The sequence below is a fragment of the Amycolatopsis sp. VS8301801F10 genome (assembly GCF_046195355.1).
Classification (GTDB): Bacteria; Actinomycetota; Actinomycetes; order Mycobacteriales; family Pseudonocardiaceae; genus Amycolatopsis.
The window spans coordinates 9,180,736-9,204,270 of record NZ_CP176065.1; the positions used below are offsets into that span (position 1 = coordinate 9,180,736).

The following is a 23,535-nucleotide window of genomic DNA, read 5'->3' on the forward strand; positions in this document are numbered from 1 at the left end:
GCGTGTGGCGCCTCAAGTCCTCAATGGACTAACTCGTCGGCAGGCGCGCGAAGTTCCATCCTCAACCAGGCGCACCGAGGTAACCGGCGGTCCGGGGCTCAGCCCGCCAACCGGTCGAGTGCTTGCTTGAGCTGCGGAACCCAGGCTTCGTGCTCCGGTTTCATCAGCACCGACCGGAGGATGGTGACGGTCTCGGCATCGCGTTCGACGTCCGGGTGCAGTGCGGCGAAGGCGTCCGCGTCGACGCGCAGAGTGGACAGGTACAGCGGGTTGTCCGGATCGGCCATGCCGTTCTGGAGAATGGCGTTGGCGGCGTCGGTGATCTCGCTCATCCGCGTCCGTCGCGGCCAGTAGGCGACGATGTCCAACGCGGGTTCGAGGTGCAGCGCGAAACGGTCGGATTCCTTGAGCAGTCCGGCGAAATCGTTCGCCGCTCGACGGCACGCGGCCAGCATTCGGCCGAGCCCGCGGTCCCGTTCCAGCGGAAAGGCTTGCAGGGTAAGCCAAAGCGCTCCGGCCGCGGCGCCCGCGCGGGAGCATTCCAGGGAGATCTCGCCGAGGTGCAATTCGTCGGAAGTGAAGTAGGTATAGGGAGAATCGTGTTTGTAGAACCGGCCGACCGCCGGGTCCGCGAACACCACCGCGCCGCATCCGTAGGGCTGAAGCCCGTGTTTGTGCGGGTCGACGACAACCGAATCGCACGAGCCGATCGCGCGGTAGGCCTCGTACTCGTCCAGCAGGGTGTAAAACCCGCCGTACGCGCCGTCGACGTGCAGGCGGATTCCGTACCGTTCCTTCAGCGCGAGGGCCTGCTGGATGTCGTCCACCGCCCCGAGTCCGGTCGTTCCCGGCGTCAGCACCACCGTGCCGACCCCGCCGCGGCGGACTTCAGCTTCGACAGCTGACATATCAACGCGTCCGTCGGGAAGTGCCCGCACCGCGCGGGATTCGACCCCGAGGACCTGGCACATCCGGCCGTGCGTGTAGTGCGCGTCCCGGGAGTGGACGACCGCTTTGCCGGGTGCCAGTTCGCGGGCGACCCAGAGGGCTTCGAGGTTCGCGATCGTCCCGCTGGAGGTGAGGTGGCCGAGCGACGGCTGCGCGAACCCGAACATCCGCGCCAGGTCCGCGATCACCTCGACCTCCATCGGCGAGGTGGCCTGCGAAGCGTCGAGCGCGTGGTTGTTCGGGTTGACCACCATCGCGGCGAGGTAGGCGGCGACCGCGACCGGATGCGGCGGTTTGAGCATCTGGCCCGCGTAACGGGGGTGGAAGAAGGGGAACGACGCGTCCATCCGGGCGGCGTAGGCGTCGAGCAGCGCGGGAAGGTCGACGTCCGGCCGGCTCGCCGGGGAGGGGGTGAACGGACCCCACTTGCGTTCCCACGCCTCGACGCCGCGGAGAGCCTGGTCGATCAGTTCGCGCCGGTCCATGCGTCACCCCGTCGGTCGCCGGTTGCTGCCCCTCGGGCACCCTATCGGCCCGCGGGCAGCGGATTGGGTTTCCGGAGCCGGCGATCTAAGGTGTGCCGACGTTTCTTTCGCGCGGTGAGGAGCTTTCCGATGACCGACGAACCCCGTCCGCAGAGCGTGCCGCCGGCCGGACCCGCGCCGATGCCGGGCCCCGCGCAACCACCGGCGCAGTGGGCCGGGCAGCCGCAGCAGTGGGCCGGTCAGCCGAACCTCCAGCAGTACCCGGGGTATCCGGGGTATCCGCCCGCCCTGCCCGCTCCGGCGAACGGCGTCTGGCTGGGGGTGGCGGCGCTGGTGCTCGGGGTGCTCGGCTGCGTGGTCCCGCTGCTGCCGATCGACCTGACCGGCATCCGCGCGTACCTCGCGTTCCCCTTCGGCGTGGCCGGGCTGACCTGCGGACTCGTCGGCGTCGTCGGACGGCGCACCGGCAAGCCGGTGTCGGCGGCCGGCATCGCGATCTCGGCGATCGCGCTGGTGTTCGGAGTGGTCATGCTCGCCAATTACGTCGGGGGGTGACGTTCTGCCCTGAGCGGAACCGCTGTCGCCGCGGCCCCGGCGGATGCCAGGCTGGGCCTATGGCGGACATCCTTCCTTTCCACCAGCGCCGCGCCCCCGCCCGGGACGACGAGGCGGAGCCGCTGTGGCGCGAGGTCCTCGGCCGCAGCCTCCGCGCCGAACGGGAAAACCAGGGCGAGCGGCTCGTCGACGTCGCCGAGCGGGCCGGGATCTCGCCGCAGTACCTGTCGGAGATCGAGCGCGGCCGGAAGGAACCGTCGAGCGAGATGATCGCCGCGGTGACGGGCGCGCTCGGGGTCACTCTGGCCGGACTGCTGAGCGGAATCGCCGGGGACCTGCGACGGATCAGCGTGGTGGGACCGCGCCCGTCGCGCCGTCCGGCCGGACCGGTGCTGATGGCTGCTTGATTCCGCCCGCGGGATCGCCTGGATCGCCGTGCTCTGACCACGGCCCGCGTGCCGAAGACAGCCTTGGCCAAGGCGCGAAGCCGCAAGCCGGATTCGCGCCCACGGCAGCCCGGACCAAAGAGGAAGCCGCAGTCCGACCCCCGCGCCCACGGCAACCAACCGAGGCACGAAACCGCCCACCGGAGCGCGCCACCGCAGCCCGAGCCGAGGAACGAAACCGCCCACCGAACCGCGCCCATCGCAGCCCGAACCGAGGCGCGACACCGCAACCCGACCCCGCCCCCACGACAGCCCGAACCGAGGCGCGAAGCCGCAGGCCGGAACCCCAGACCGGCCTGCGCCTCCGCTCACGGACGGGCTTCGATCACCTGGTCCGCCAGTCCGTACTCCACCGCCCCGGCCGCGTCGAACACCCGGTCCCGGTCGGTGTCGTGGCGCAGTTCCGCCACGTCGTGGCCGGTGTGCCGGGACGTGATCTCCTCCAGTTGCGTCCGGACCCGGATCACCTCGTCCGCTTGCAGGATCAGGTCCGGGATCGTTCCTCGGCCCTGCGCGGCGGGCTGGTGCAGCACGACCCGCGCGTGCGGCAGCACCGACCGGCGGCCCGCCTCGCCCGCGGCCAGCAGAACCGCGCCGGTAGCCACCGCTTGGCCGACGCAGGTCGTCGCCACTGGGGCCTTGATGAAGCGCATCGTGTCGTACAGCGCCAGCATCGCGGCCGGGTCGCCGCCCTCGGAATTGATGTACAGGTTGATTTCCTGCTCCGGGTTGTCCGACTCCAGGAACAGCAGCTGCGCGATCAACGCGTTCGCGACGCCCGAGTCGATCGCCGTGCCCAGGTACACGATCCGTTCCGACAGCAGGTGCGAGTAGACGTCCATGATCCGCTCGCCGCCGGGACTGCGGGTCACGACGTTCGGGATGGTGTAGGTGCTCATGCGCGTACCCCCAGGCCCATCGCGTGCGTGCGCACCGGCACGACCTGCTCCAGGCGGTCGACGATCTGGTCGATGAAGCCGTAGTCCTTCGCCTCCGCGGCGGTGTACCACCGGTCGTGCAGGGAATCGGCGAAAATGCGGTCGAACGGCTGTCCGGTGTCCTGCGCGATGAGGCCCAGCACGGTGTCCCGCGTGTAGCGCAGGTCGTCGGCCTGCACCTCGACCTCCACGGCCGAGCCGCCGATGCCCGCCGAGCCCTGGTGCATCAGGATTCGGGCGTGCGGCAGGGCGAATCGCTTCCCGGGAGTGCCCGCGGACAGCAGGAACTGCCCGGCGCTGCACGCCAATCCGAGCGCGAGCGTCGACACGTCGCAGGGCACCAGCCGCATCACGTCGCGGATCGCGAGCATCGACGGGACCGAACCGCCGGGCGAGTGGATCCACAGCGCGATGTCCTTGACCGGGTCTTCGCCGGCCAGGGACAGCATCTGGGTCGCGAGGACCGTCCCGTTGTCGTCGTCGAGCACGCCGTCCAGCACGAGGACCCGCTGGCTCAGGAACCGTTCCCGAAGCCGCTGGTCGAACATCGGCGGAGTCGATTCGTTGGTCATGCCCCGACTGTGCCGCCGCGGGACCCGGTGCCGCCGCTTTCGCTGCCGACGGCAGATCTGCTGTGAGCAGCGCGGAAAGTCAGCCGGTTTTGCGCACCAGGTTCGTATATCCGGCCAGCGCCAGCGTCGCCAGTCCCCACACCGCGACCTGCACACTCCAGATCGCCACGGTGAACACCTGGCCGGAAACGCTGGCCGTGTCGAGGTCGCACCGGCTCCGCAGACCGGTCGGCGCGATCGGCAGCCCGCGATCCAGTCCCAGGCCGATCAGCTCGACCGGCGAACACGCGGCACCCGTCGCGACCCGTTCCGCCGCGTGGTGTCCCGGCCGGGTTTCCGTTGCGCCGGCCCACAATCCGAGCGCTCCGGCGGCGACGAGCGCGAGCAGCAACGCCGCCGCCGTACGCCGGGCGCGGTAGCCGTATCCGGCCAGCGTGCCCCAGATCCAGTGGAAGCCGCGCGACATCCGCCCGCCGAGGGCTTCCGGCGACCGGCGGCGCAGGTCGTCCTGCTGCGCGATCAGGATCGCACGCGCGTTGCCGTCGTGGCCCGCGGTCCGTTCGACTGCCGCCAGCTTCTGGTACCCGGTGGCGTCGTAGTACTCGGTGTGGCAGCGAAGCAGGTGCAGCCACCTCCGCCAGCCGAACGCGGGATCGATGGTGGCGTAGGTGAATCCGTCCAGCCAGGCCAGTTCGGGATGGTCGCACTCGGCGCTCGTGCTGCCGTCGGGACACACGAGGCCGCCGGGCATGAACACCGTGGTGGCTTTCGCGTCGGAAAGCCCGAGCAGCCGGCCTTCCGGCGACGTGACGCGCGTGGTCGCGGAGAACTCGAGCTGTCCGCCGATTTGCGCGCCTTGCAACCGCACCGCGCCGATCTCGCCGTTGCCGCTCAGTTCCGAGTCCCGGATCAGCATGCTGCGGCCGACCGTCAGGTTGTCCGCCTCGATCGCCGGTCCCCGGTCGTTGGAGACCTTGATGCTCTGGCACTCCAGCGGACCGCCGATGCTCGCGCCGTTGAGGTGGAGCGCACCGTCGGCCGACGAGCCGGTGATCCGGGTGCCCTGATGCAGGTACAGCCCGCTGCCCAGCTCCGCCGAACTCGCCTCCAGCGCGAGCCCGTCCGGATTGGAGATCTCCGCGTCCCGGCACAGCAGGCTCCCGCCGAGGTGCGCGCCGATCAGCCGGATCGCCCCGTCCGAGCTGTTCCCGGTGATCCGCACGCCGTCGGACAGGTGCAGGTCCCCCTCGATCCGCACCCGGGAGGCGTGCAGGCCCGGCATCCGCCCGCCGATCAGGTACAGGTGCGGCAGCCGCGCCTGGCGGGCGAGCACCGGCCCGTCGAAGACGCAGGCAAGCAGCACCATCCCGGCGATCGCGGTGGCCCCGTCGAGGTTCAGCTCGCCGATGATCCGCGCCCGCGCCAGCATGATCCCGCGCGGGTCGAGGTCGCCGTGCCTGCCGAGCAGCAGGTCGCGGAGGACCTCCGCGCGCACGAGGTGGTCCGGGCTTTCGGTTTCGGCCAGCTCGGCGACGTCGATCGGGGCGGCGCCGAGCAGTTCGCCTTCGCGGGCCGATTCGACCAGACGGCGTTCGAAATCGCTCAGCTCGGACACCCGGGGCGCAGTCACGCCCGAGATCATGCCTGGTCCGGGGCTCAGCCGCGACCGCGCTCGAGCTGGTCGGCGAGGTCCGCGAGCCCGTCCGCCCGCAGGTCGAACCGGTCGGCGGGGCCCGGCGGGTCACCGACCGGACGCCCGACGTACGCGGTCCGGAGTCCGGCTTCCTGCGCCCCGCGCAGGTCCCAAGCGTGCGCGGCGACCATCAGCAGCCGCTCCGGCGCGCGGCCCGCGACGTCGATGGCGAGCCGGTAGACGTTCGGAGCCGGCTTGTAGGTGCGGGCGTCCTCGGCGGACAACACGGTGTGCCAGCGCAGGCCGGCGTTCGCGCACAGGTCGAGCAACCCGGTCCGGCTCGCGTTGGACAGTCCGACCAGAGGGAATCGCTCGGCCAGGCGGGAGAGGCCGTCGACAGTGTCCGGCCACGGCGGCAGTTGCCGAGCCGCGAGCGCCAGCTCGGCCGCATCACCAGCACCGACCGCGTCGGCGACGGCTTGCGCGGCTTCGCGATCGAGGACGTCACTCGCGACGAACGGCCGCTCCCCGGCCACGATGCGAGCCTGCTCTTGCTCGACCTTCTTCTGCCACACCGAAAGCAGCTCTTCGACCTCCGCGGCGGCGAGCGACGGCGCGAATTTCCGGATCCCCGCCCGGATTCCGGCTGGTTCGTCGACGAGCGTGCCAAGCACGTCGAACACGAGCACCTCGATGTCCATGATCGCAACCTATCCGGCCGTCCCGCACCGGGCAACCAGCGCCGTTCGCGGTGCCCGCCAGCTGTTCAATGTCCACAGTGGACTCAAACCGGCGCGATCGCGTCCGCCCGAGCCGCCGAACAGGCCTGGCTGAGCCAGCGCTAGTCCGCCGCGGCGGCTTTCCGCAGCGCGAAAAACGCCGCCACCACGACCGCGAGCCCGATGACGTACCCGAGCACCAGCAGCCCGACGCGTCCGCTGAAGTTGCCGCCCACCGGCGGAAGCACCACCGAAAACACCGCCACCAGCGTGATCGCCACGGACCGCACGCGCCCGGCGGGCAGCGACGCGGCCAGCGGAATCACCGCCCACAGCAGGTACCACGGCTGCACGACGGGCCCGAACACCACCACCGCGCTCAGCATCAGCCCGAGGGACCGGACCGCGTCGATCCGGCCGGTCCACTGCTGCCGCAGCACCACGGCGATCCCCGCCGCGGTGAGCACGTACCCGATGATCTTGCCGACGCCGATCATCGTCTGCGTAACGTGCGCGCCGAACAGCGAACCGATGCCGCCGACCAGGAAGCCGAACCAGTTCGTGGGCGCCATCCAGCTGTTGACCTCGCCGGAGGTCGTCAGCGCCGACACCCAGCCGAACCCGATCCCGGACGCCAGCGAAACCGCCGCGGACACCGCCGCGAAAACCACGGCCATCGCCGCGCCGGCGAGCAGGAATTCGCCGATCCGCCCGCGCCGGCGGGCAAGTGCCGTGCCGACCGCGGCCAGCGCGACCAGCGCGGGCACCTTCACCTCCGCGCCGAGCGCGATGAGCAGCACCCCGCCCGCGAGGGGCCACCAGCGGATCCGGTCGCCCATCGCGTCCAGCGCGACCGCCACGCCCGCGAGCATCAGGCCGAGCATGAGGGAGTCGTTGTGCATCCCGGCGACCACGTGCCACAGCACCAGCGGGTTCAGCACACCCAGCCACAACGCGACCCGCGGCGACGCACCCGCCGCGGCCGCCAGCCGCGGCACCGCCCATGCGATCAAGACGAGCCCGGCCACCTCGACCAGCCGGTGCAACGCGACGCCGACGACCGGGTTTCCGCCGGACGCTTGCGCGATGACCCGTTCGACCGCACCGAACAACGGCCCGTACGGCGACGGCGTCTCGCGCCAGTAAACGCTGACCCGCCCGACGATGTCCGACGCCGCGCCCAGCGCTTGCCGCGGCCCGACGACGTTGAGGTCGAACCCGTGCGCGGCCACCGCACCCTGTGCGAGGTAGCTGAAGACGTCTCCGCTGAACAACGGCGGCACGACGAGCAACGGCCCGCACCACAACGCGAGCGTCCACTTGAGCCAGCCCGCGCCGGGCACGTCCGCGGCGAGGATACGGCCGCCCAGCAGCGCCCACGCGAGCACCACCAGCCCGACCCCGGCGATCCCGCCCGCGAAGGGCAGCACCCCGGACGTCCCGGCGGCCCCGGCGTACACCGCGACGGCAAGCAGCAGCACGCCGCCGAAGCCGGTCCAGCGCAGGCTCGCCGCGGACGCGAAACCGAAGAACCGCACGGGCCGCGAGAGCGTGACCGGCTGATCAGACATGCGCCGATCGTAGTAGCCGCTCCCGGTTACCGGTCCGGGAAGGGCTGTTTGAGGGGATCTGCTTCCCTCAAGCAACCCTTCCCGGATCACGCCGCGGCAAGGTCCACAAAGGACTCCGTCAGTTCTGGTCCCGGGTGATCACGCCGCAGGCGAACCGGGAACCCGCGTCGCCGGTCGCCTTGGTTTTTTCGTCCGGCACCGGAGCGTTGGGGTCGCCCCGGACGCTGTAGCGGTCGGCGGGGATGTTCGCGAAATTGTCGGACTTCGAATGCACGATGATCGCGGTCCCGTTAGGCCCGAACAGCTGGTCCAGCGTGAAGGTGTCCAGGAGGAACTTGACGTAACCGCGGCCGTTCGAGCGCACCTGCACCGGAAGCAGCTGGCCGATGGGCAGTCCGGTGTGGTGGTCCATCGGCATCAGGTGCCCGCCCGCCGCGGTGAACGGGTTTTTCGGGTCGCCTACGGTGCAGTTTCCCTTTTCGTGGACGTGCATGCCGTGGAAACCGGGGGTGAAATGCCCGGTGAGGTACACCTCGACCCAGACCGCGTGCGAGCGGCTGTCGGCGGTGAACCACGCGGTCCCGACCTCGTTGCCCTTGGCGTCCTTCAGCGTGGCGGAGGCGGAATCGCCGTCGCGGTAAGCCGCCCCGGCCGGCTGCCGGGCCGATTCCGGCGCCTGCTGGCCGCTGTGGCTGCTGGCCGCCGGCGCGACGCCCATGACCAGTGCGCAGGCACCCAACGCGCCTGCCACCCACTTCTTTCTGCGCACGGTATCTCCCTGAGGGCACTGGTGATCTCTGACCGCTCCAGAATCGGGCCTCGGCTTCCCGGTGACCAGGGGCCAGATGGAACTAACCGGGTCCTGCGCGCGGCGGAATATCCACCTTGCGCGAATCCGCGGTCAGGAAGAATGCTGCGCGATCAGCCGTTTCACCATCTCGTACGCCGGTTTCGCGGAATAGTCGTCCCGCAGCAGTCCGAACCGATTTTCGCGCGGGCCGCTCGACAGCCCGTCCCGCAGCCCGAAAATCTCGTAGGTGTCCACGCCTGCCTCGGCCGCCAGCCCGAACACCGTGCGCGCCACGGATTCCATCACCCGCTCCTGTTGTTCCTCCGAATTCTCCGGTCCGGTCGGCCAGCCGGTTTCGGTGATGTGCAGCGGCACGCTCGCCGGAATCCCGATCGCCGACGCGGATTCGCGAAAGGACCGCACGACGTGGGTCACCGCACCGGCCAGCGCGCCGGCGGGCACCGGGCGGAAGACGTCCGGGAAGAAGTCCAGGCCGAGGTAGTCCACCCGGGCCAGCACCTCCGGGTCCACCGCCGAGCGCACCGCGGCCCAGAACGGATCGCCGGGCAACGCGACCGCGGCGTTGAATCCGATCGCCACGTCGACCCCCAGCCGCGCCCGTTCGTCCAGCGCCGCCGCGAGCCCGGCGCCGAGCGCTTCGTAACAACCCGGACTGCCGCCGTCCAGCGGCGCGGCCACGTTCACCTCCTCGCAGACCTGCAGTTTCCCGCCGCCCAGCTCGGCGACCTCGCGCACCGCGGCGCGCACCGCGCCGGCGAACCCGTCCGGATCGGCCTCCGGACTGCCGTAGCCGAGGACGTAGTCGACCACCCGCCCGTCGCCGAGGTACGGCACCGGATCGGGCGGCGTCGGCTCGTGCGGACCCCGGTAGTTGCGGTAACAGCGCACGTAGAACCGTTCCGTGCCCTTCGCCAGGTCCCGCAACGCTTCCGCGGTCCGTTCGACGTCCTCCGGCGGCGCGTCGATGAACGTGTCCAGCCGCACCAGGTCCGCGCTGACCACGCCGGGCCACACGCCAAAGGCGATCATGAGCATCTCCTCCATTAGTCGTATACGAGCAATATACTCGTATACGACTATCGTGCGCTACCCTGGTCCGGTGCCGACGAACGCTCTCGACAACCCGCTCGTGCTGCCGATGCTGGGCTTGCTCGTGGAAACCCCGCGCCACCAGTACGCGCTCCTGCGCGAACTCCGCACGCGCTACCCGTTCCTGAACCCGAAGACGTCGACGGTGTACACGCTGGTCGGCACGCTGACCCGGAACGGTCTCGTGGAACCGGACGGCGACGGCGACCCGCAGCCGGTGCGGCTGACCGAGGCGGGTCTCGCCGATTTCCGCGAACGGATCGAGCGGCAGCTGCGCGACGCCGACCCGAACCTCGACTCCCGGTTCCTGATCGCGCTGGCCTACCTCGGCGCGCTGCCGCCGGCGCGCGCGGTGACTCTGCTGCGCGACCGGGCGGCCCGGGTCAGCGACCAGCATCGCGAGCTGGCCAAGACGCTCGACGACGCCGCCTTGCCGGAGATGCAGATGATCGAAGCGCATTTCCTGGTTTCCCGGCTCCGGCACGACGCCGACTGGCTCGCCCGCACCGCGGCCCGGATCGAGAGCGGAGACCTCGTCCCGCCCCGGTAAGCACAGCTTTCATCGCGATTTCATCGCCGTCTCTTACCGTGCGCGAGTGCCCGGCCGCGGCTGGCCGGGCAGAGGCGAAGGCGGGGGATGACCGGAGAATCCGGATCAGTGGGTCGACGCCGCGTCGGCCGGGTGGAGAACCTGGCCGACTCGGCGCGCGGCCCACGGGCGATTCGCATGCTGTCGAGCAACCCCATGCCGAAGCCGCCGGGCGACCCGACTGGGGGCGCAGTCGCCGCCGCGGCAGGAGCGAGTGCGGGCGGCGGGGGCCAGCCTGTTCGCCGCGAATGTCCAAGCGGCCGAACAGAAAGCCGAAGCGGTGCAGCGCTACGAAGCCAGCACTGAGGACGGAGCTGGCTCGGCTTCTTCTGCGGAGTCGCCGCATGAATCGGCGGATTCTCAGTACCCGAGCCAGGATCTCCCGCGCACTACTGCGCAGCAGAGCTGACGAGTTCGACCTCGAAGCCGTCGTCGTTCTGCAAGTACGCGGCGTAGTGCTCCGCGCCGCCCGCATGGGGATGTTTCTCCGGGAACATCAGCTGCCACCCGTGCCGGGCGGCGTCGGCGGCCATCTGCTCGACCGTCGCGGCGTCCTTGACGTGGAAGGCGAGGTGATTCAGTCCCGGCCGGCAGCGGTCGTGCCGGTCCGCGGTCAGCGCCGGGGACTGCTCGACCACGAGATACGTCGGCCCGAGCCGCCAGCTGCGCCCGGCGTCCCAGTCCTGGAACCGCTGATATCCCAGTTCTTCCAGCAGCCATCCGAGCGACGCGACCGCGCGGCCGAGGTCCGGCACCCACAACTCGACATGGTGCAGGGTCCCGTGTGCACTCACGAGCCAAGCACCACCCGCAGTTCCCGATCCAGCTCCGCCCCCGGTTCGACGTCCAGGTCCGCGCGCAATCGTTCCCGCGTCCGGCGATGGACCGCCAGTGCGTCGGCCCGGCGGCCGCCCCGATGGAGTGCTCGCATCAGCAATACCGCCAACGGTTCCCGATGCGGGTGCACTGCCAGCAACGCCGACAGCTCGTGCACCACGTCGTCCGTGCGGCCCAGTTTCAGTTGCAGCACAGCCTTTTCCTGCACCAACGTCAGCCGCCGCTCGGTCAGGCGCAGGCGTTCCCCTTCTACGAACGGACCGGGCAGCCCGGCCAGCGGTTCGCCGTGGAAGAGGGCCAGCGCGCCGTCGTACGCGGCGACCGCGGCCGCTGAGTCGCCGCCTCGGGTGGCGGTCGTGGCTTCCGAGATCCGGTCGGTCAGCTCGCTGACATCCAGTCGCACCCGTTCCCCGGCGAAGCGGTATCCGCCGCGGTCGCTCCCGATGACTGAGTCTTCCGTTCGTTCACCGGCCCCGCGCAGGCATTTCCGTAACCGATGCACGTAGACCGGCACCACTCGGCCACCGGTTCCGGGCGGTTCCAGCCCCCACACGCCATCGAGCAGTTCCCCGGGGCTCACCGTCTCGCCCGGACGCAGGACCAGCGCCGCCAGCAGTGCCTGCTGCCGCACCGGGCCGAGGTCCAGCAGGTTCGGGCCTCGCCAGGCCTGCAGCGGGCCGAGCACGCTGAACCGCAGCGAGTCCGGGCCGACCGGGGCGGGCGCCGCGCCGGGGGTGACCAGGCCGTGGTCGAAGGCGTACACGATGGCCGCCGCCCGGTCGCGGAGGCGGAGTTTCGCGCGCACCCGCTCGTAGTGCGCCTCGACCGTGGTCGCGGAAATCCCCAGCGTTCCGGCGATTTCCGCGTCCGTCAGCCCCCGGGCCACCGCGGTGAGCACGTCCAGTTCGCGCGGGGTCAACAATCCGGACGGCATCGTCGGACGGTCCGTCGCCGCCTCGCGGTAGGTCGTGAGCACGCGTCCGGTGACCGCCGGATCGAGCCACGCCTCGCCCATCGCGACGGCTCGCACCGCGCGGATCAGGTCCTCCGCGGGCGAATCCTTCAGCACATACCCGACCGCGCCCGCGCGCAGCACTCCGGCGAGCAGTTCGTCGTCGTCGAACGTGGTCAGCGCGAGCACCGGCGGGCGCGGGCCGGCCGCGCGCAGCCGGCGCGTCGCCTCGATGCCGTCGACCCGCTTCATCCGCAGGTCCATCACCACGACATCGACCCCGCCCGCCGCTTCGAGCGCGGCCGGGACCTCGTCGCCGTCGGCGCACTCCCCCGCCACCACGAACCCGTCGCGGCGCCGCAGGATCAACCGCAACCCGGACCGCACCAGCTCCTGATCGTCGACGAGCAACACCCGCGTTTCCCCGGCGGCAGCGGTCACGACCCCGCCTCGCGCGCCAGCGGAACCGTCACGTCGACCACCCACTCGCCCCCCTCGGGTCCGGCAGTCAGCCGCGCGCCCAGCTGATCCGCGCGCGCCGCCATGCCCGCCAACCCCGAACCGCCCGAGCCGCGCGCCGCGCCGTGGTGTCCATTGCGGACGGTCAACCGCGCGTCCGCGCCGCCGATCTCCAGCCGTACCAACGCCTTCTCCCCCGGGGCATGTTTGACCACGTTCGCCAGCGACTCCTGGGCGATCCGGTAGAGCCCCAGCCCCACCGTGGCATCGACCGCGGTCACGTCCCCCTCCAGTTCGTAGTCCGCGGCCAGCCCGGCCGCGCACGTTTCCGCCACCAGGTCCGCGAGGTCGCCCGCACCGGGCAACGCCCGCGTCCCCGCCGACTCCTGCGCGAGCAATCCAACCGTGCGCCGGATGTCGGCCATCGCCGCCCGTCCGATCCGCTCCGCTTCGGTGAGCGCCGCGACGGCTTCGTCGATGTCGCGATCCGTGCGCAATCCGTGCCGCGCGCCCGTGACGTGCAGCAACGTGATGCTCAGCGAATGCGCGACGACGTCGTGCACCTCGCGCGCGATCCGCTGCCGCTCGCCGAGCATCGCCTGTTCGCGCACCGCCTCCTGCTTGCCGCGTTCGGCGTCCAGCGCGCGCACGTACCAGCGCAGCATGAACCCGGCGGCCATCCCGACCACCACCGCCAGCTGGTACACCGGAGCCCCGACCAGCCCGACGGTCAGCGCGGCGGCCCCGAGCACCGCGATCGCCCCGCCGGTCGAGGCGAACGCGACCCGCGGCGGCGCGATGGACCCCAGTTCGCCGGCGAGCACGATCATCGGCATCGGCGCGAAGTCCGGCACCACCGGGTGCGTCAGCAGCAGCCCGGTCCCGGCGAGCACCCCGAGCGCCTTCAGCCACGACGGAGCGAGCCGCCCGGTGCAGATCCACAGCAGCGTCGACGACGTGGCCAGCAGAAACCCGGCGATCGCCACCGGCAGCGCGGGCCCCACCCGCTGGCCGACCGCGACCACCAGCCCGATCACCGTGAAGGCGGTCGTCCCCAGCGGAACCCACCAGGGCAGCGTGAGCCCGGACTGGGCCAAGCCGTCCGCCAGCCGGCCCCGCAACCGGTCCTTCGCTGTCTCCCACACGGGGTCCAGCCTAGAAAACCGCGTCGGAAGCCGCCCGGGGCCGCACCGATACCATGCCGCGTGCGCTTCGCTCGGCTCGTTCTCCTGCTGACTCTGCTTCCCCTCGCCGCGTGCGCGACCGGCAAGGACGCGGTCAGCCAGTCGGACACCTTCGAATTCGTCTCGCCGGGCGGGCGGACGACCATCCACTATCCGGTGCCGGAGCGCAAAATGGCCGCGAACGTCAAGGGCCAGAGCCTGCGCGAGCCCGGCAGGGACCTCTCGCTGGCCGACTACTCCGGGAAAGTCGTCCTGCTCAACCTCTGGGGCGCCTGGTGCGGGCCGTGCCGGGCCGAAGCGCGCACGCTGCAGGCCATCGCCGACGCCGGCCGCGACCGCGGCATCCGGGTGCTCGGCATCAACGTCCGAGACAACCCGAAGTACGCCGCCGACTTCGTCAAGGACCTCGGGCTCGGCTACGAGTCGATCTTCGACCCGTCCGGCCGGGTCGCCCTGCAGTTGCGCGGCCTCCCGCTGAGCGCGGTGCCGATCTCGCTGATCGTGGACAAACAGCAGCGGGTCGCCGCGGTCTACCTCGGCGCGGTCCGGCGGACCGACGTCCAGCCCGCCCTGGACCGCGTGCTCGCCGAGTAGCCCGGCCAAGGTCCAGACCGTTCGGGCCGCGTGCGCCTACCATGGGCGGATGACCGCGAGTGGCTACAACCGCCGGGAACGTCCCGCCAAGCCCGCGCTGAGCCGCGAAGGCATCATCGCGGCCGCTCTCGACGTCGTGCGCCGCGAAGGAGCCGAGCGCGTCACCATGCGGCGGCTCGCGAAGGAACTGGACACCGGCCCGGCCTCGCTCTACGTCTACGTCCGCGACACCGACGAACTCCACGCCGCGGTGCTTGACGAACTCCTCGGCGAGGTCCCGGCCGCCGCCGGCGCCGCAGAGGGCGACTGGCGGAGTCGCTTGTGGACAGTCATGTCCACCTACCGCGACGTCCTCTACGCCCACCCCGGGCTCGCCCGCGTCGCGCTCGTGACGCCGTTGCACGGGCCGAACTACCTCGCCGTTGTCGACACCGTGCTCGGCCTGCTCGCCGAAGCCGGGGTGCCGTCCGGCCCGGCCGCGTGGACGGTCGACCTGCTGCTGCTCGTCGCCACCGCCAGCGCGGTCGAGCACAGCACCCGCAAGGACCGCCCGGACTCGGAACGCAAGCACGACGCGCTCGCCGAAACCGTCCGCGGCCTTTCCCCCGAAACGCATCCGCACATCGCCGCGGCGAGCGAAAACCTGTTCTCCGGCAATGCCGAAACGCGGTCTCGGTGGGCGATCGACGCCCTTCTCAACGGCGCGCGCACGACCCAGCTGCCCGGCTGAGGTGGTTCAGACCACCTGCGGCACCAGGGTTTCCGCGCGTCCATCATGGACCAGTACGCCGGAATAGCGGCGATTACGGGCGCAATGTCCGCTTGATCGATCCGCTCCAATTCGGCAGTTGATGCGCTCCCTCCTTTCGTAGGTTCCCGGAAAATTTCCGCCGATCTACCTTTGCTCTGGCCGGATCCGCCTCCCCCACCCTTTCCGATTTCTTTTTCTGCAGGTCCAAAGGAGCACCAGGATGCAGATCAGAAAAACGTCCGCACTCGTTTCCCTGCTCGCCGCGGCCGGCCTCGCCGCGGCGATGGGCGCGACCCCGGCCTCCGCGGCCGCCGCCCAGCATCACCCGCAGCACCTCAAGCACGGCCTCGGACTGAACATCGCCGGACTGAAGGCCGAGCAGGCCAAAAAACACGCCCGCGCGAACTCCGCGCTCCCCGTGCACCCGCGCGCCACGGCCGAACTGCCCTCCAGCGGCGACCTCACCCAGTACGCCAACGCGCCCGGCGACCAGGGCCAGGTCGGTTCGTGCGTCACCTGGGCCACCGGCTACACCGGCTACGGCGTGCTGATGAACGAACAGGGCATCAGCGGCGGCCCGATGGCCCCGATGTTCATTTACTCCCAGATCGCCAAGGGCAACGACCAGGGCACCTGGGCGAGCGTCGCGCTTCCGATGGAACAGAAGCAGGGCATCGACACGAAATCCGACTACTGGCAGGGCGATTTCGACTACACCACCCAGCCCGATCAGAACGAACGGGCGAATGCGGCGCACTACAAGCTTTCCGGCTACACGCAATTGTCGACGAGCGGCGACGCGGCCCGTTCCGACATCGAGAACGCCATTTCCCAGGGCGAGCCGGTGGCGATCGGGTTCACCGTGCACCAGAGCTTCATGAACCTGGACTCGTCCACCGCGAGCGATTACTCGTACCTGCCCGGCGATTCGAACAGCGACCCCGTCGTCGGCGGGCACGAGGTGACCATCGTGGCCTACAACGAGCAGGGCGTGAAGATCGAGAACAGCTGGGGATCCGGCTGGGGCGATGGCGGTTTCGTGACGGTGCCGTGGTCGTTCTTCAGCACCGGCGACGTCGACGAGGTCAACGCGATGGGCAAGCTCGTCCAGAGCTGACGCCTAGGCGAAAAAAAGGCAAAGGGCTCCTCGCGGGAATTCCCGCGAGGAGCCCTTCGTCCGCTCAGCGGATCAGGAAACTCAGACCAGGTCGTACCGGTCGTTGTTCATGACCTTGTGCCACGCGGCGACGAAGTCGCGGACGAACTTCTCCTTGGCGTCGTCGCTGCCGTAGACCTCGGCGAGCGCGCGCAGTTCGGAGTTCGAGCCGAACACCAGGTCGTTGCGGGTGCCGGTCCACTTGACCTCGCCGGTGGCGAGATCGCGGCCCTCGAAGGACTCCGCGTTCGGGCCCTCGCCGTCGGCGGGCTTCCACTCGGTGCCCATGTCGAGCAGGTTGACGAAGAAGTCGTTCGTCAGCGTGCCCGGCCGGTCGGTGAACACGCCCAGGGACGAGTTCTGGTAGTTCGCGCCCAGCACGCGCAGGCCGCCGACCAGCACGGTCATCTCCGGCGCGCTCAGGTTGAGCAGGTTCGCCTTGTCCACCAGCAGGTACTCCGACGGCAGCCGGTTGGCCTTGCCGCGGTAGTTGCGGAACCCGTCGGCCTTCGGCTCGAGCGGCGCGAACGACTCGACGTCGGTCTGCTCCTGCGAAGCGTCGGTGCGGCCCGGCGTGAACGGAACGGTGATGTCGACGCCGCCGTCCTTCGCCGCCTTCTCCACGCCCGCCGCGCCGGCCAGCACGATCAGGTCGGCGAGCGAGATCTTCTTGCCGCCGGTCTGCGCGCTGTTGAACGCTTCCTGGACGCCCTCGAGCGTGCGCAGCACCTGCGCCAGCTCGTCCGGCTCGTTGACCTCCCAGCCGCGCTGCGGCTCGAGGCGGATGCGGGCGCCGTTCGCGCCGCCGCGCTTGTCGCTGTGCCGGTAGGTCGAGGCCGACGCCCACGCGGTGGACACCAGCTGCGACACCGACAGGCCGGACTCGAGGATCTTCGCCTTGAGGGCCGCCACGTCCGCGTCGTCGACCAGCTCGTGGTCGACCGCCGGGACCGGGTCCTGCCAGATCAGCTCTTCCTGCGGCACCAGCGGGCCGAGGTAGCGCTGGATCGGGCCCATGTCGCGGTGCGTCAGCTTGAACCAGGCGCGGGCGAAGGCGTCCGCGAACTGGTCCGGGTTCTCGTAGAACCGGCGCGAGATCGGCTCGTAGATCGGGTCGAAGCGCAGCGCCAGGTCGGTGGTCAGCATGCTCGGCGCCCGGTTGAGGTCACCGGTCTCCGGGTCCGGCACGGTGTTCGCCGCGGCGTTGTTCTTCGGCTTCCACTGGTGCGCGCCGGCCGGGCTCTTCGTCAGCTCCCACTCGTAGGTGAAGAGGTTGTGGAAGAACCAGTTGCTCCACTTGGTCGGGGTGGGGGTCCAGGTGACCTCCAGCCCGCTCGTGATCGCGTCCCGGCCCTTGCCGCTGCCGAAGCTGTTCTTCCAGCCGAGGCCCATCTGCTCGATCGGGGCGCCTTCCGGCTCCGCGCCCACGTGCACGTCCGCGTCGGCCGCGCCGTGCGTCTTGCCGAAGGTGTGGCCGCCCGCGATCAGCGCGACGGTCTCCTCGTCGTTCATCGCCATCCGGCCGAACGTCTCGCGGATGTCGCGCGCCGCGGCGATCGGGTCCGGGTTGCCGTTCGGGCCTTCCGGGTTCACGTAGATGAGGCCCATCTGGACCGCGGCCAGCGGGTTCTCCAGCTCGCGGTCGCCGGAGTAGCGCTCGTCGCCGAGCCAGGTGCGCTCCGGGCCCCAGTACACGTCCTCGTCCGGCTCCCACACGTCGGCGCGGCCGCCGGCGAAGCCGAAGGTCTTGAAGCCCATCGTCTCGAGCGCGCGGTTGCCGGCGAAGATCATCAGGTCGGCCCACGAGATCTTCTTGCCGTACTTCTTCTTGACCGGCCACAGCAGACGGCGCGCCTTGTCCAGGTTTCCGTTGTCCGGCCAGCTGTTCAGCGGCGCGAACCGCTGCTGCCCGGCGCCGGCCCCGCCGCGGCCGTCGTCGATCCGGTAGGTGCCCGCGCTGTGCCAGGCCATCCGGATGAACAGCGGGCCGTAGTTGCCGAAGTCGGCGGGCCACCACTCCTGGGAGTCGGTGAGCACCGCGTCGACGTCGCGGGCGAGGGCGTCGAGGTCGAGGCTCAAGAATTCCTTGGCGTAGTCGAAGCCGTCGTCCATCGGGTCCGCCACGACGGGGTGCTTCCGGAGGATCTTCAGGTTGAGCTGGTTCGGCCACCAGTCGCGGCTGCTGCCGCCCTCGGTCGGGTGCGCGAAGCGGCCCGTGTGGACCGGGCACCCGCCAGCGGTCTCCTCATTCATCTCGCCGACTTCGGCGTTCGGGGTGTCAGACACGGGAATCCTTCCGGAACTCAGAATCAGTTTGCTGCCGTCGAACAGGCGGGGCATCGGCCCCAGTAGACGACCTCGGCCTCGTCGATGACGAAACCGTGTGCTTCGGAAGCGGTCAGGCAAGGCGCTTCCCCGACCGCGCAGTCGACGTCCTCGATGGCACCGCACGAGCGGCACACGACGTGGTGGTGGTTGTCCCCTACCCGGGCCTCGTACCGCGCGACCGAACCGGGCGGCTGGATGCGCCGCAGCAGCCCCGCTTCGGTGAGCGCGCGCAGCACGTCGTAAACGGCCTGGTGGGAAACCTCGCCGAGGTCCGCGCGCACCATGCCGATGACGGACTCGGTGTCCGCGTGCGCATGGGCGTGCACCGCGGAGAGCACGGCCAGCCGGGGGCGCGTGATCCGCAACTGCACTCCGCGCAGCATCTGCTCGAAGTCCGCGGTCGTCGGCATGCCCGCGAGTCTGCCCCATTTTCTGGAATGAATCAAGAATCTGTCACCCGGTCCGGGTGTCCTCCTCCTGGCGGTCGCTTGACAGCCTCGAAGGTCTACGGTGAGTAGGCCACAGAGACGTCCGACACATCCGAGGTGACGCCAGAAATGACCGAGGCCGTCGAATCGCCCAGTTCGCACCCGGTCGGGGTCGATATCACGCGAGCGAGCATTGCCCGGGTGTACGACGCCGCCCTGAACGGCACGAACAACTACGAGATCGACCGCAGGGTGCTCGACCAGGTGCGCACCGTGGCCCCGGAGGTCAACGACCTCGCCTGGGCCAACCGCAACTTCCTCATCCGCGCCTGCCGGTTCCTCGCCACCCAGGGCAGGGTCGCCCAGTACCTCGACTGCGGCTCCGGCCTGCCCACCGCGGAGAACACGCACCAGGTCGTGCAGCGGATCATCCCCGAGGCCCGCGTGCTGTACGTGGACAACGACCCGGTGGTCCTCGCGCACGGGCGCGCGCTGCTCGAGGAGAACGAGAACACCCGGTTCATGGAAGCGGACATCTTCAAGCCGCCGCAGATCCTCGAGAACGAGACCGCGCGCGAGTTCCTCGACTGGAGCAAGCCGATCGCGTTGCTGCACAACGGAACCCTGCACCACTACCTCGGCGACGACTACGAGGAGATGATGCGGACCTACGTCGACGCGCTGCCGTCCGGGTCGTTCGTGGTGGTCGCGCACTTCCTCGACCCGCAGACGCCCGAGCACAGCGAGATCGCCCGGCGGATGGAGGAGAAGTTCACGCACAGCCCGATGGGCAGCGGCCTTTTCCGCACGTGGGACGAGATCAAGCGGATGTTCGGCGGAGCCGAGCTGGTCGAGCCGGGCCTGGTGCTGTGCGAGGACTGGTGGCCGGACGGCCCGCGGTACCAGCCGCTGAACCAGGTCCAGGAGTGCATCGCGGGCGGGGTCGCCCGGAAGCCCTGACGCCCCTTTCGTTTCGAGGCCTCCTCGCGGGATTCCCGCGGGGAGGCCTTTTCGCTCAGTCGAGGACGCGGTAGTCCAGATCGGACAACGGCGAATCCGGGTTGAGCTCGACGCCGACCGTGCGCAGCGTGTCGTCGAGGATCGACCAGACCCAGCGGGCGAGCAGCTGGCGCAGGTCGTCGCGGTCGATGCCGCGCGGGGTGTCGAGCCAGTGCGCGGTGCTGGACTCGACCAGCCCGACCAGTCCGTACGCGATGGTCTCGCCGACCCGCTGGTCGGCGCCGAACAGGCCGAGGTAGTACTCGAACAGCACGGTCAGCTGCCGGGCGATCGCGGTTTTCACGTCCGCGACGACGTCGCGCGGCCCGGTCACCGACTGCCGCATCAGATATTGGTAAAGCGCGCGGTGTTCGGAAAGCCATTCGATGTGCGCGCCGATCGTCGCGTGCACTATTTCGCGCGGAGTGCCGGAAACTCCCCACAGCGGAGCGAATTGCGCGCCGATCATTTCCGCCGCGCGCAACGCGATCGCGCGCTGCAGATCGGCGGTGTCGGCGAAATGCTTGTAAATGCGCGTGCGGGCCACCCCGGCCTCGTCGGCGATCTGCTCGGTGGACACCTCCGGCCCGTACCGGGCGATCGCCCGCATCCCGGCTTCCACGAACTCCCGGCGTCGGCGTTCGCGCTGCCCTGCCCACCGGGCGGCCCGCCCGTCGGGCGGAGTACCTGAGGACGTCATCCGCGCGAGTGTATCGCCGGGTCACCTATCGGATACGCCGCTGTACCTGTTACTTTGGGTATAGAGGGATGACTGTCCGTGGTCGGGGTTGCCTCGATGTAGCAGTCGCGCGCACGGCGGCCGTTGCTTCGATGTGACTCAGAACACGGACCGGGAGTGCGTCATCGGCGCGAGGGGAGCGAGTCGCGTCGGTGAAGCGAGCGTCGCCCACAAGGGTGGCGTGCAGGGAGGAACACATGGACGGCGAACAGCACCGGCCCGAACTGTCCACCGGCCACCGGGTCATCTACCTGGTCGGCAAGCGCACCGGCAGGCGCCAGCTGTGCCGGCGCGGAGTGGTCACCGGAGCCCCGGTCACCGACGACGCCACCGCGGTCACCTGGGTCCCGGTCCAGGTCGACGGCCAGGCGAGAGACGCGGATCCGCAGTGGATCGCGGCCGACGCGATCATCGACGTGGTGAGTGCGTCGTGAGCGCCGAACAGGCCGTGGCCACCCCGATTTTCGACGGCGTGGTCGCCGAGGCCGGGCTGGACTGGTCCGAAGAGGACGTTCCCGAGGGCGGCGCGGAGGATAAGCCCGGCTCCCCGGGCAAGTAGCCGCCGGGTTCAGCGGGCCGGTGCGCCGGCCTCAGGCACGCGCGTACGCCCAATCGGGGTCACCTGTTTGCGCGTTCGATACTGCACTCGTCCGAGTGAATCGCATCGCGCCGGACGTCGGTGAAGGCTGCCCTTGTACGGACGGCTCGCAGCACCGCGTCCGGTTCGCGCGGTGTCGCTTCCGTCTGCGCGAATTGCCCCGGACCGCTTGTCGCCAGCCCTCCACCGAGTACTCCGGATTCCGGCAAAGAATCAACGCCGGGCTTCCTCCAAATACCGCAGCACCGCGGCAACCCGCCGGTCCGCGCTGTCGTCCGGGGCCAAATCGAGTTTCGCGAAAATGCTGCGAATGTGTTTGTGCACCGCGCCGTCGGTCACCACGAGCCGTTCGGCGATCGCGCCATTTCCCCATCCTTCGGCCATCAGCGCCAGCACCTCCCGTTCGCGCGGGCTGAGCCGTTCCAGCCCGGAATCCGCGCGGGTTCGGGTCAGCAGCTGCGCCACCACTTCCGGATCGATCGCCGTCCCGCCGCAGGCCACCCGGTTGAGCGCCCCCATGAACTCCTCGACCCGGCCGACGCGTTCCTTCAGCAGGTACCCGAGCCGCGCGCTGCCGCTGCCCAGCAGGTCGGTCGCGAAGGCCTGCTCGACATACGCCGACAGCACCAGCACCGCCAGCCCCGGCCGCCGGCGACGGGCTTCGACTGCCGCGACGATGCCCTCGTCGGTGTGCGTCGGCGGCATCCGGACGTCCACGACCGCGGTGTCCGGCTCGTGTTCGTCCACGGCAGCAAGGAAATCGGCCGGGTTGCCGGCAGTCGCGACGACGTCCAGCCCCTCCGCGCGCAGCAGCAGCGCAAGACCCTCGCGCAGCAACGGGTCGTCCTCGGCGATCACAATCCGCATGGCAGGCTCACAGTCAAGGTAGTCGGTCCGCCGGCGGGACTCGCCAGCGCGAAGGCTCCGTCGAGCGCCTCGACCCGGCGGCGCATTCCGCCGAGTCCGGAGCCGCCGGTTTCCGCCGCGCCGCCGCGGCCGTTGTCGGTGATGCGGAGGTGGAGCACGTCGTTTTCCCGGCGCAACACCACCTCGACGCTGCTGGCCCCGCTGTGTTTGGCGACGTTCGTCAGCGCCTCGGCGACCACGAAATACACCGACGCCTCCACCGAAACGGCGTACCGGCCAGGCAGGTCGGCGTCGACCGTGCACGGCACCGGGCAGTCCGCGGCGAGCGCGGTCAACGCGTCGGCGAGGCTCCGGTCGGCCAGCACGGGCGGCAGGATGCTGCGCACCACCGCGCGCAATTCGGCGAGCGCGGTCTCGGTGGCTTCCTGCGCCCGGCCGAGGATTTCGTCCACGTCCGCCGAACCTCGGCCGGCTGCCCGGCGGGCCGCGCCGACCAGCACGTTCACCGCGACCAGCCGGTTTTGCGTGCCGTCGTGCAGCGCGCGCTCGATGCGGCGCAGTTCGGCGGAATGCGCGTCGAGCGCGGCGGCCCGGGTGGCGGCGAGGTGAGCGATCCGGAGGGTGACGTCGGCGTCCGAGCCCGCGGGCAGCAACCGTCGGCCGGGCAACGCTTGCAGGCGCGCCATCGCGGGCAGCAGTGCGACCGAGACGAACGCCCACGCGACGCCGAGCAACGACACCGGAAGGGATTCCGCCAGGCTGTGCACTGGCCAGCCGAGCGACGCCGTCGCGTCGTCCGGCGGGAGCAAGTACCAGTAGAGCGGGAAAAGCCCGTCGCGCGCGGTGTTGAGCACGATCGTCAGCGCGAGGAAGCCGAGCAGGAAACCCGCCACTGAGTGCACCGCGACCCACAGCAGTTCGCGTTGCACCGTGCGGTCGCATAGAGCCGCGCCGAGCCGTTCGGGCCCCGGGCCGGGACTGATCACGTCCGGCTTCATCGCGGTGAGCCGGATGCGCTCCCGGTCGGCGACCGCATGCACGACCCGCAGCATCGGCCGCGCCAGCACCAGTCCGACGCCCACGAGGCTCAGCACCGCGACCGCGACCACCCCCAGCAGCACCAGCAGCGCCAGCACGGAAGTGCCGATCCCGCCGACGAGGTGTTCCAGCGCGTCGAGGGCAGCCCGGACACGCACGGTCCACGGACGCGGCCGGGGTTCGCCTGCGGTTGCCATCGCACCTCCTACGCCGCCGAACCCTAGCCCAGAAAGGCACCCCGCCGGTGCT

General features: G+C 70.4%; 25 protein-coding genes. 9 read left to right on the forward strand and 16 right to left on the reverse strand.

The annotated features are described in order from the left end of the window. Window positions 1-98: 98 nt before the first annotated feature. Window positions 99-1,433: a pyridoxal phosphate-dependent decarboxylase family protein gene (locus tag F9C11_RS41885; RefSeq protein ID WP_409182862.1), complete on the reverse strand. Its 1,335-nt coding sequence runs from the start codon at window positions 1,431-1,433 to the stop codon at window positions 99-101. 129 nt (window positions 1,434-1,562) lie between these two features. Here F9C11_RS41885 and F9C11_RS41890 point away from each other — a divergent pair, with 129 nt between their 5' ends. Beyond that, window positions 1,563-1,988 (forward strand): hypothetical protein, encoded by a 426-nt coding sequence (locus F9C11_RS41890; RefSeq protein WP_409182863.1) that lies wholly within the window; start codon window positions 1,563-1,565, stop codon window positions 1,986-1,988. Window positions 1,989-2,047: 59 nt separating this feature from the next. Further along, the gene (locus F9C11_RS41895; protein WP_409182864.1) at window positions 2,048-2,395 is read left to right on the forward strand and encodes a helix-turn-helix domain-containing protein; all 348 of its coding nucleotides are present in this window, start codon (window positions 2,048-2,050) and stop codon (window positions 2,393-2,395) included. Window positions 2,396-2,742: 347 nt separating this feature from the next. Here F9C11_RS41895 and F9C11_RS41900 read toward each other — a convergent pair whose 3' ends face one another. The 7 genes from F9C11_RS41900 to F9C11_RS41930 form a co-directional block, all read right to left on the reverse strand. Next, a complete protein-coding gene (locus F9C11_RS41900) occupies window positions 2,743-3,333 on the reverse strand; it encodes a ClpP family protease (RefSeq protein ID WP_409182865.1) in 591 nt (196 codons plus the stop codon). Further along, on the reverse strand, window positions 3,330-3,944 hold the full coding sequence (locus F9C11_RS41905) for a ClpP family protease (protein WP_409182866.1): 615 nt from the start codon (window positions 3,942-3,944) through the stop codon (window positions 3,330-3,332). Before F9C11_RS41905 ends, F9C11_RS41900 begins: the two co-directional genes overlap by 4 nt. Window positions 3,945-4,023: 79 nt before the next feature. After that, entirely contained in the window at window positions 4,024-5,574 is a 1,551-nt protein-coding gene (locus tag F9C11_RS41910; RefSeq protein WP_409182867.1) for a hypothetical protein, read from the reverse strand. Window positions 5,575-5,600: 26 nt separating this feature from the next. Next, a complete protein-coding gene (locus F9C11_RS41915; RefSeq protein ID WP_409182868.1) occupies window positions 5,601-6,278 on the reverse strand; it encodes a haloacid dehalogenase type II in 678 nt (225 codons plus the stop codon). A gap of 140 nt (window positions 6,279-6,418) precedes the next feature. Beyond that, complete coding sequence (mptB, locus tag F9C11_RS41920; RefSeq protein ID WP_409182869.1) at window positions 6,419-7,867, reverse strand: polyprenol phosphomannose-dependent alpha 1,6 mannosyltransferase MptB; 1,449 nt, start codon at window positions 7,865-7,867, stop codon at window positions 6,419-6,421. Between the two features lie 118 nt (window positions 7,868-7,985). After that, complete coding sequence (locus tag F9C11_RS41925; protein ID WP_409182870.1) at window positions 7,986-8,636, reverse strand: superoxide dismutase family protein; 651 nt, start codon at window positions 8,634-8,636, stop codon at window positions 7,986-7,988. A gap of 132 nt (window positions 8,637-8,768) precedes the next feature. Next, complete coding sequence (locus F9C11_RS41930) at window positions 8,769-9,707, reverse strand: hypothetical protein (protein WP_409182871.1); 939 nt, start codon at window positions 9,705-9,707, stop codon at window positions 8,769-8,771. Between the two features lie 70 nt (window positions 9,708-9,777). On the opposite strand from F9C11_RS41930, the gene F9C11_RS41935 reads away from it, so the two are divergent. After that, window positions 9,778-10,317, forward strand: a complete 540-nt coding sequence (locus F9C11_RS41935; protein WP_409182872.1) for a hypothetical protein — start codon at window positions 9,778-9,780, stop codon at window positions 10,315-10,317. Window positions 10,318-10,745: 428 nt separating this feature from the next. Here the strand turns inward: F9C11_RS41935 and F9C11_RS41940 are convergent, their stop codons facing one another. Genes F9C11_RS41940 through F9C11_RS41950 form a run of 3 tightly spaced genes read right to left on the reverse strand, consistent with a single transcriptional unit; the run spans window position 10,746 to window position 13,749 of the window. Continuing rightward, window positions 10,746-11,150 carry a VOC family protein gene (locus F9C11_RS41940; RefSeq protein ID WP_409182873.1) on the reverse strand — a complete coding sequence of 135 codons (405 nt, stop codon included), beginning with the start codon at window positions 11,148-11,150 and terminating at the stop codon, window positions 10,746-10,748. Next, window positions 11,147-12,586: a BTAD domain-containing putative transcriptional regulator gene (locus F9C11_RS41945; RefSeq protein WP_409182874.1), complete on the reverse strand. Its 1,440-nt coding sequence runs from the start codon at window positions 12,584-12,586 to the stop codon at window positions 11,147-11,149. Before F9C11_RS41945 ends, F9C11_RS41940 begins: the two co-directional genes overlap by 4 nt. Then, window positions 12,583-13,749, reverse strand: a complete 1,167-nt coding sequence (locus tag F9C11_RS41950) for a sensor histidine kinase (RefSeq protein WP_409182875.1) — start codon at window positions 13,747-13,749, stop codon at window positions 12,583-12,585. The genes F9C11_RS41945 and F9C11_RS41950 overlap by 4 nt, the downstream gene beginning before the upstream one ends. Window positions 13,750-13,809: 60 nt before the next feature. Here F9C11_RS41950 and F9C11_RS41955 point away from each other — a divergent pair, with 60 nt between their 5' ends. From F9C11_RS41955 to F9C11_RS41965, 3 genes are all read left to right on the forward strand, one after another. Further along, window positions 13,810-14,382, forward strand: coding sequence for a TlpA family protein disulfide reductase (locus F9C11_RS41955; RefSeq protein ID WP_409182876.1), 573 nt, complete (start codon window positions 13,810-13,812; stop codon window positions 14,380-14,382). 49 nt (window positions 14,383-14,431) lie between these two features. Beyond that, window positions 14,432-15,112: a TetR/AcrR family transcriptional regulator gene (locus F9C11_RS41960; RefSeq protein ID WP_409182877.1), complete on the forward strand. Its 681-nt coding sequence runs from the start codon at window positions 14,432-14,434 to the stop codon at window positions 15,110-15,112. A 241-nt stretch (window positions 15,113-15,353) separates the two neighbouring features. After that, window positions 15,354-16,250, forward strand: a complete 897-nt coding sequence (locus F9C11_RS41965; RefSeq protein WP_409182878.1) for a C1 family peptidase — start codon at window positions 15,354-15,356, stop codon at window positions 16,248-16,250. An 81-nt stretch (window positions 16,251-16,331) separates the two neighbouring features. Here the strand turns inward: F9C11_RS41965 and katG are convergent, their stop codons facing one another. Then, on the reverse strand, window positions 16,332-18,575 hold the full coding sequence (gene katG / locus F9C11_RS41970; protein ID WP_409182879.1) for a catalase/peroxidase HPI: 2,244 nt from the start codon (window positions 18,573-18,575) through the stop codon (window positions 16,332-16,334). A gap of 23 nt (window positions 18,576-18,598) precedes the next feature. After that, window positions 18,599-19,027 carry a Fur family transcriptional regulator gene (locus F9C11_RS41975; RefSeq protein WP_409182880.1) on the reverse strand — a complete coding sequence of 143 codons (429 nt, stop codon included), beginning with the start codon at window positions 19,025-19,027 and terminating at the stop codon, window positions 18,599-18,601. A gap of 147 nt (window positions 19,028-19,174) precedes the next feature. Here F9C11_RS41975 and F9C11_RS41980 point away from each other — a divergent pair, with 147 nt between their 5' ends. After that, window positions 19,175-20,005: an SAM-dependent methyltransferase gene (locus tag F9C11_RS41980; RefSeq protein WP_409182881.1), complete on the forward strand. Its 831-nt coding sequence runs from the start codon at window positions 19,175-19,177 to the stop codon at window positions 20,003-20,005. A 55-nt stretch (window positions 20,006-20,060) separates the two neighbouring features. Here the strand turns inward: F9C11_RS41980 and F9C11_RS41985 are convergent, their stop codons facing one another. After that, on the reverse strand, window positions 20,061-20,744 hold the full coding sequence (locus F9C11_RS41985; protein ID WP_409182882.1) for a TetR/AcrR family transcriptional regulator: 684 nt from the start codon (window positions 20,742-20,744) through the stop codon (window positions 20,061-20,063). Window positions 20,745-20,980: 236 nt separating this feature from the next. On the opposite strand from F9C11_RS41985, the gene F9C11_RS41990 reads away from it, so the two are divergent. Together F9C11_RS41990 and F9C11_RS41995 are read left to right on the forward strand one after the other, a co-directional pair. Then, on the forward strand, window positions 20,981-21,217 hold the full coding sequence (locus tag F9C11_RS41990) for a hypothetical protein (protein ID WP_409182883.1): 237 nt from the start codon (window positions 20,981-20,983) through the stop codon (window positions 21,215-21,217). Then, a complete protein-coding gene (locus F9C11_RS41995; RefSeq protein WP_409182884.1) occupies window positions 21,214-21,342 on the forward strand; it encodes a hypothetical protein in 129 nt (42 codons plus the stop codon). The genes F9C11_RS41990 and F9C11_RS41995 overlap by 4 nt, the downstream gene beginning before the upstream one ends. 252 nt (window positions 21,343-21,594) lie before the next feature. On the opposite strand, the gene F9C11_RS42000 is transcribed toward F9C11_RS41995, so the two are convergent. Next, a complete protein-coding gene (locus F9C11_RS42000) occupies window positions 21,595-22,248 on the reverse strand; it encodes a response regulator (RefSeq protein ID WP_409182885.1) in 654 nt (217 codons plus the stop codon). Continuing rightward, entirely contained in the window at window positions 22,236-23,483 is a 1,248-nt protein-coding gene (locus F9C11_RS42005; protein ID WP_409182886.1) for a sensor histidine kinase, read from the reverse strand. The genes F9C11_RS42000 and F9C11_RS42005 overlap by 13 nt, the downstream gene beginning before the upstream one ends. Window positions 23,484-23,535: the final 52 nt, after the last annotated feature.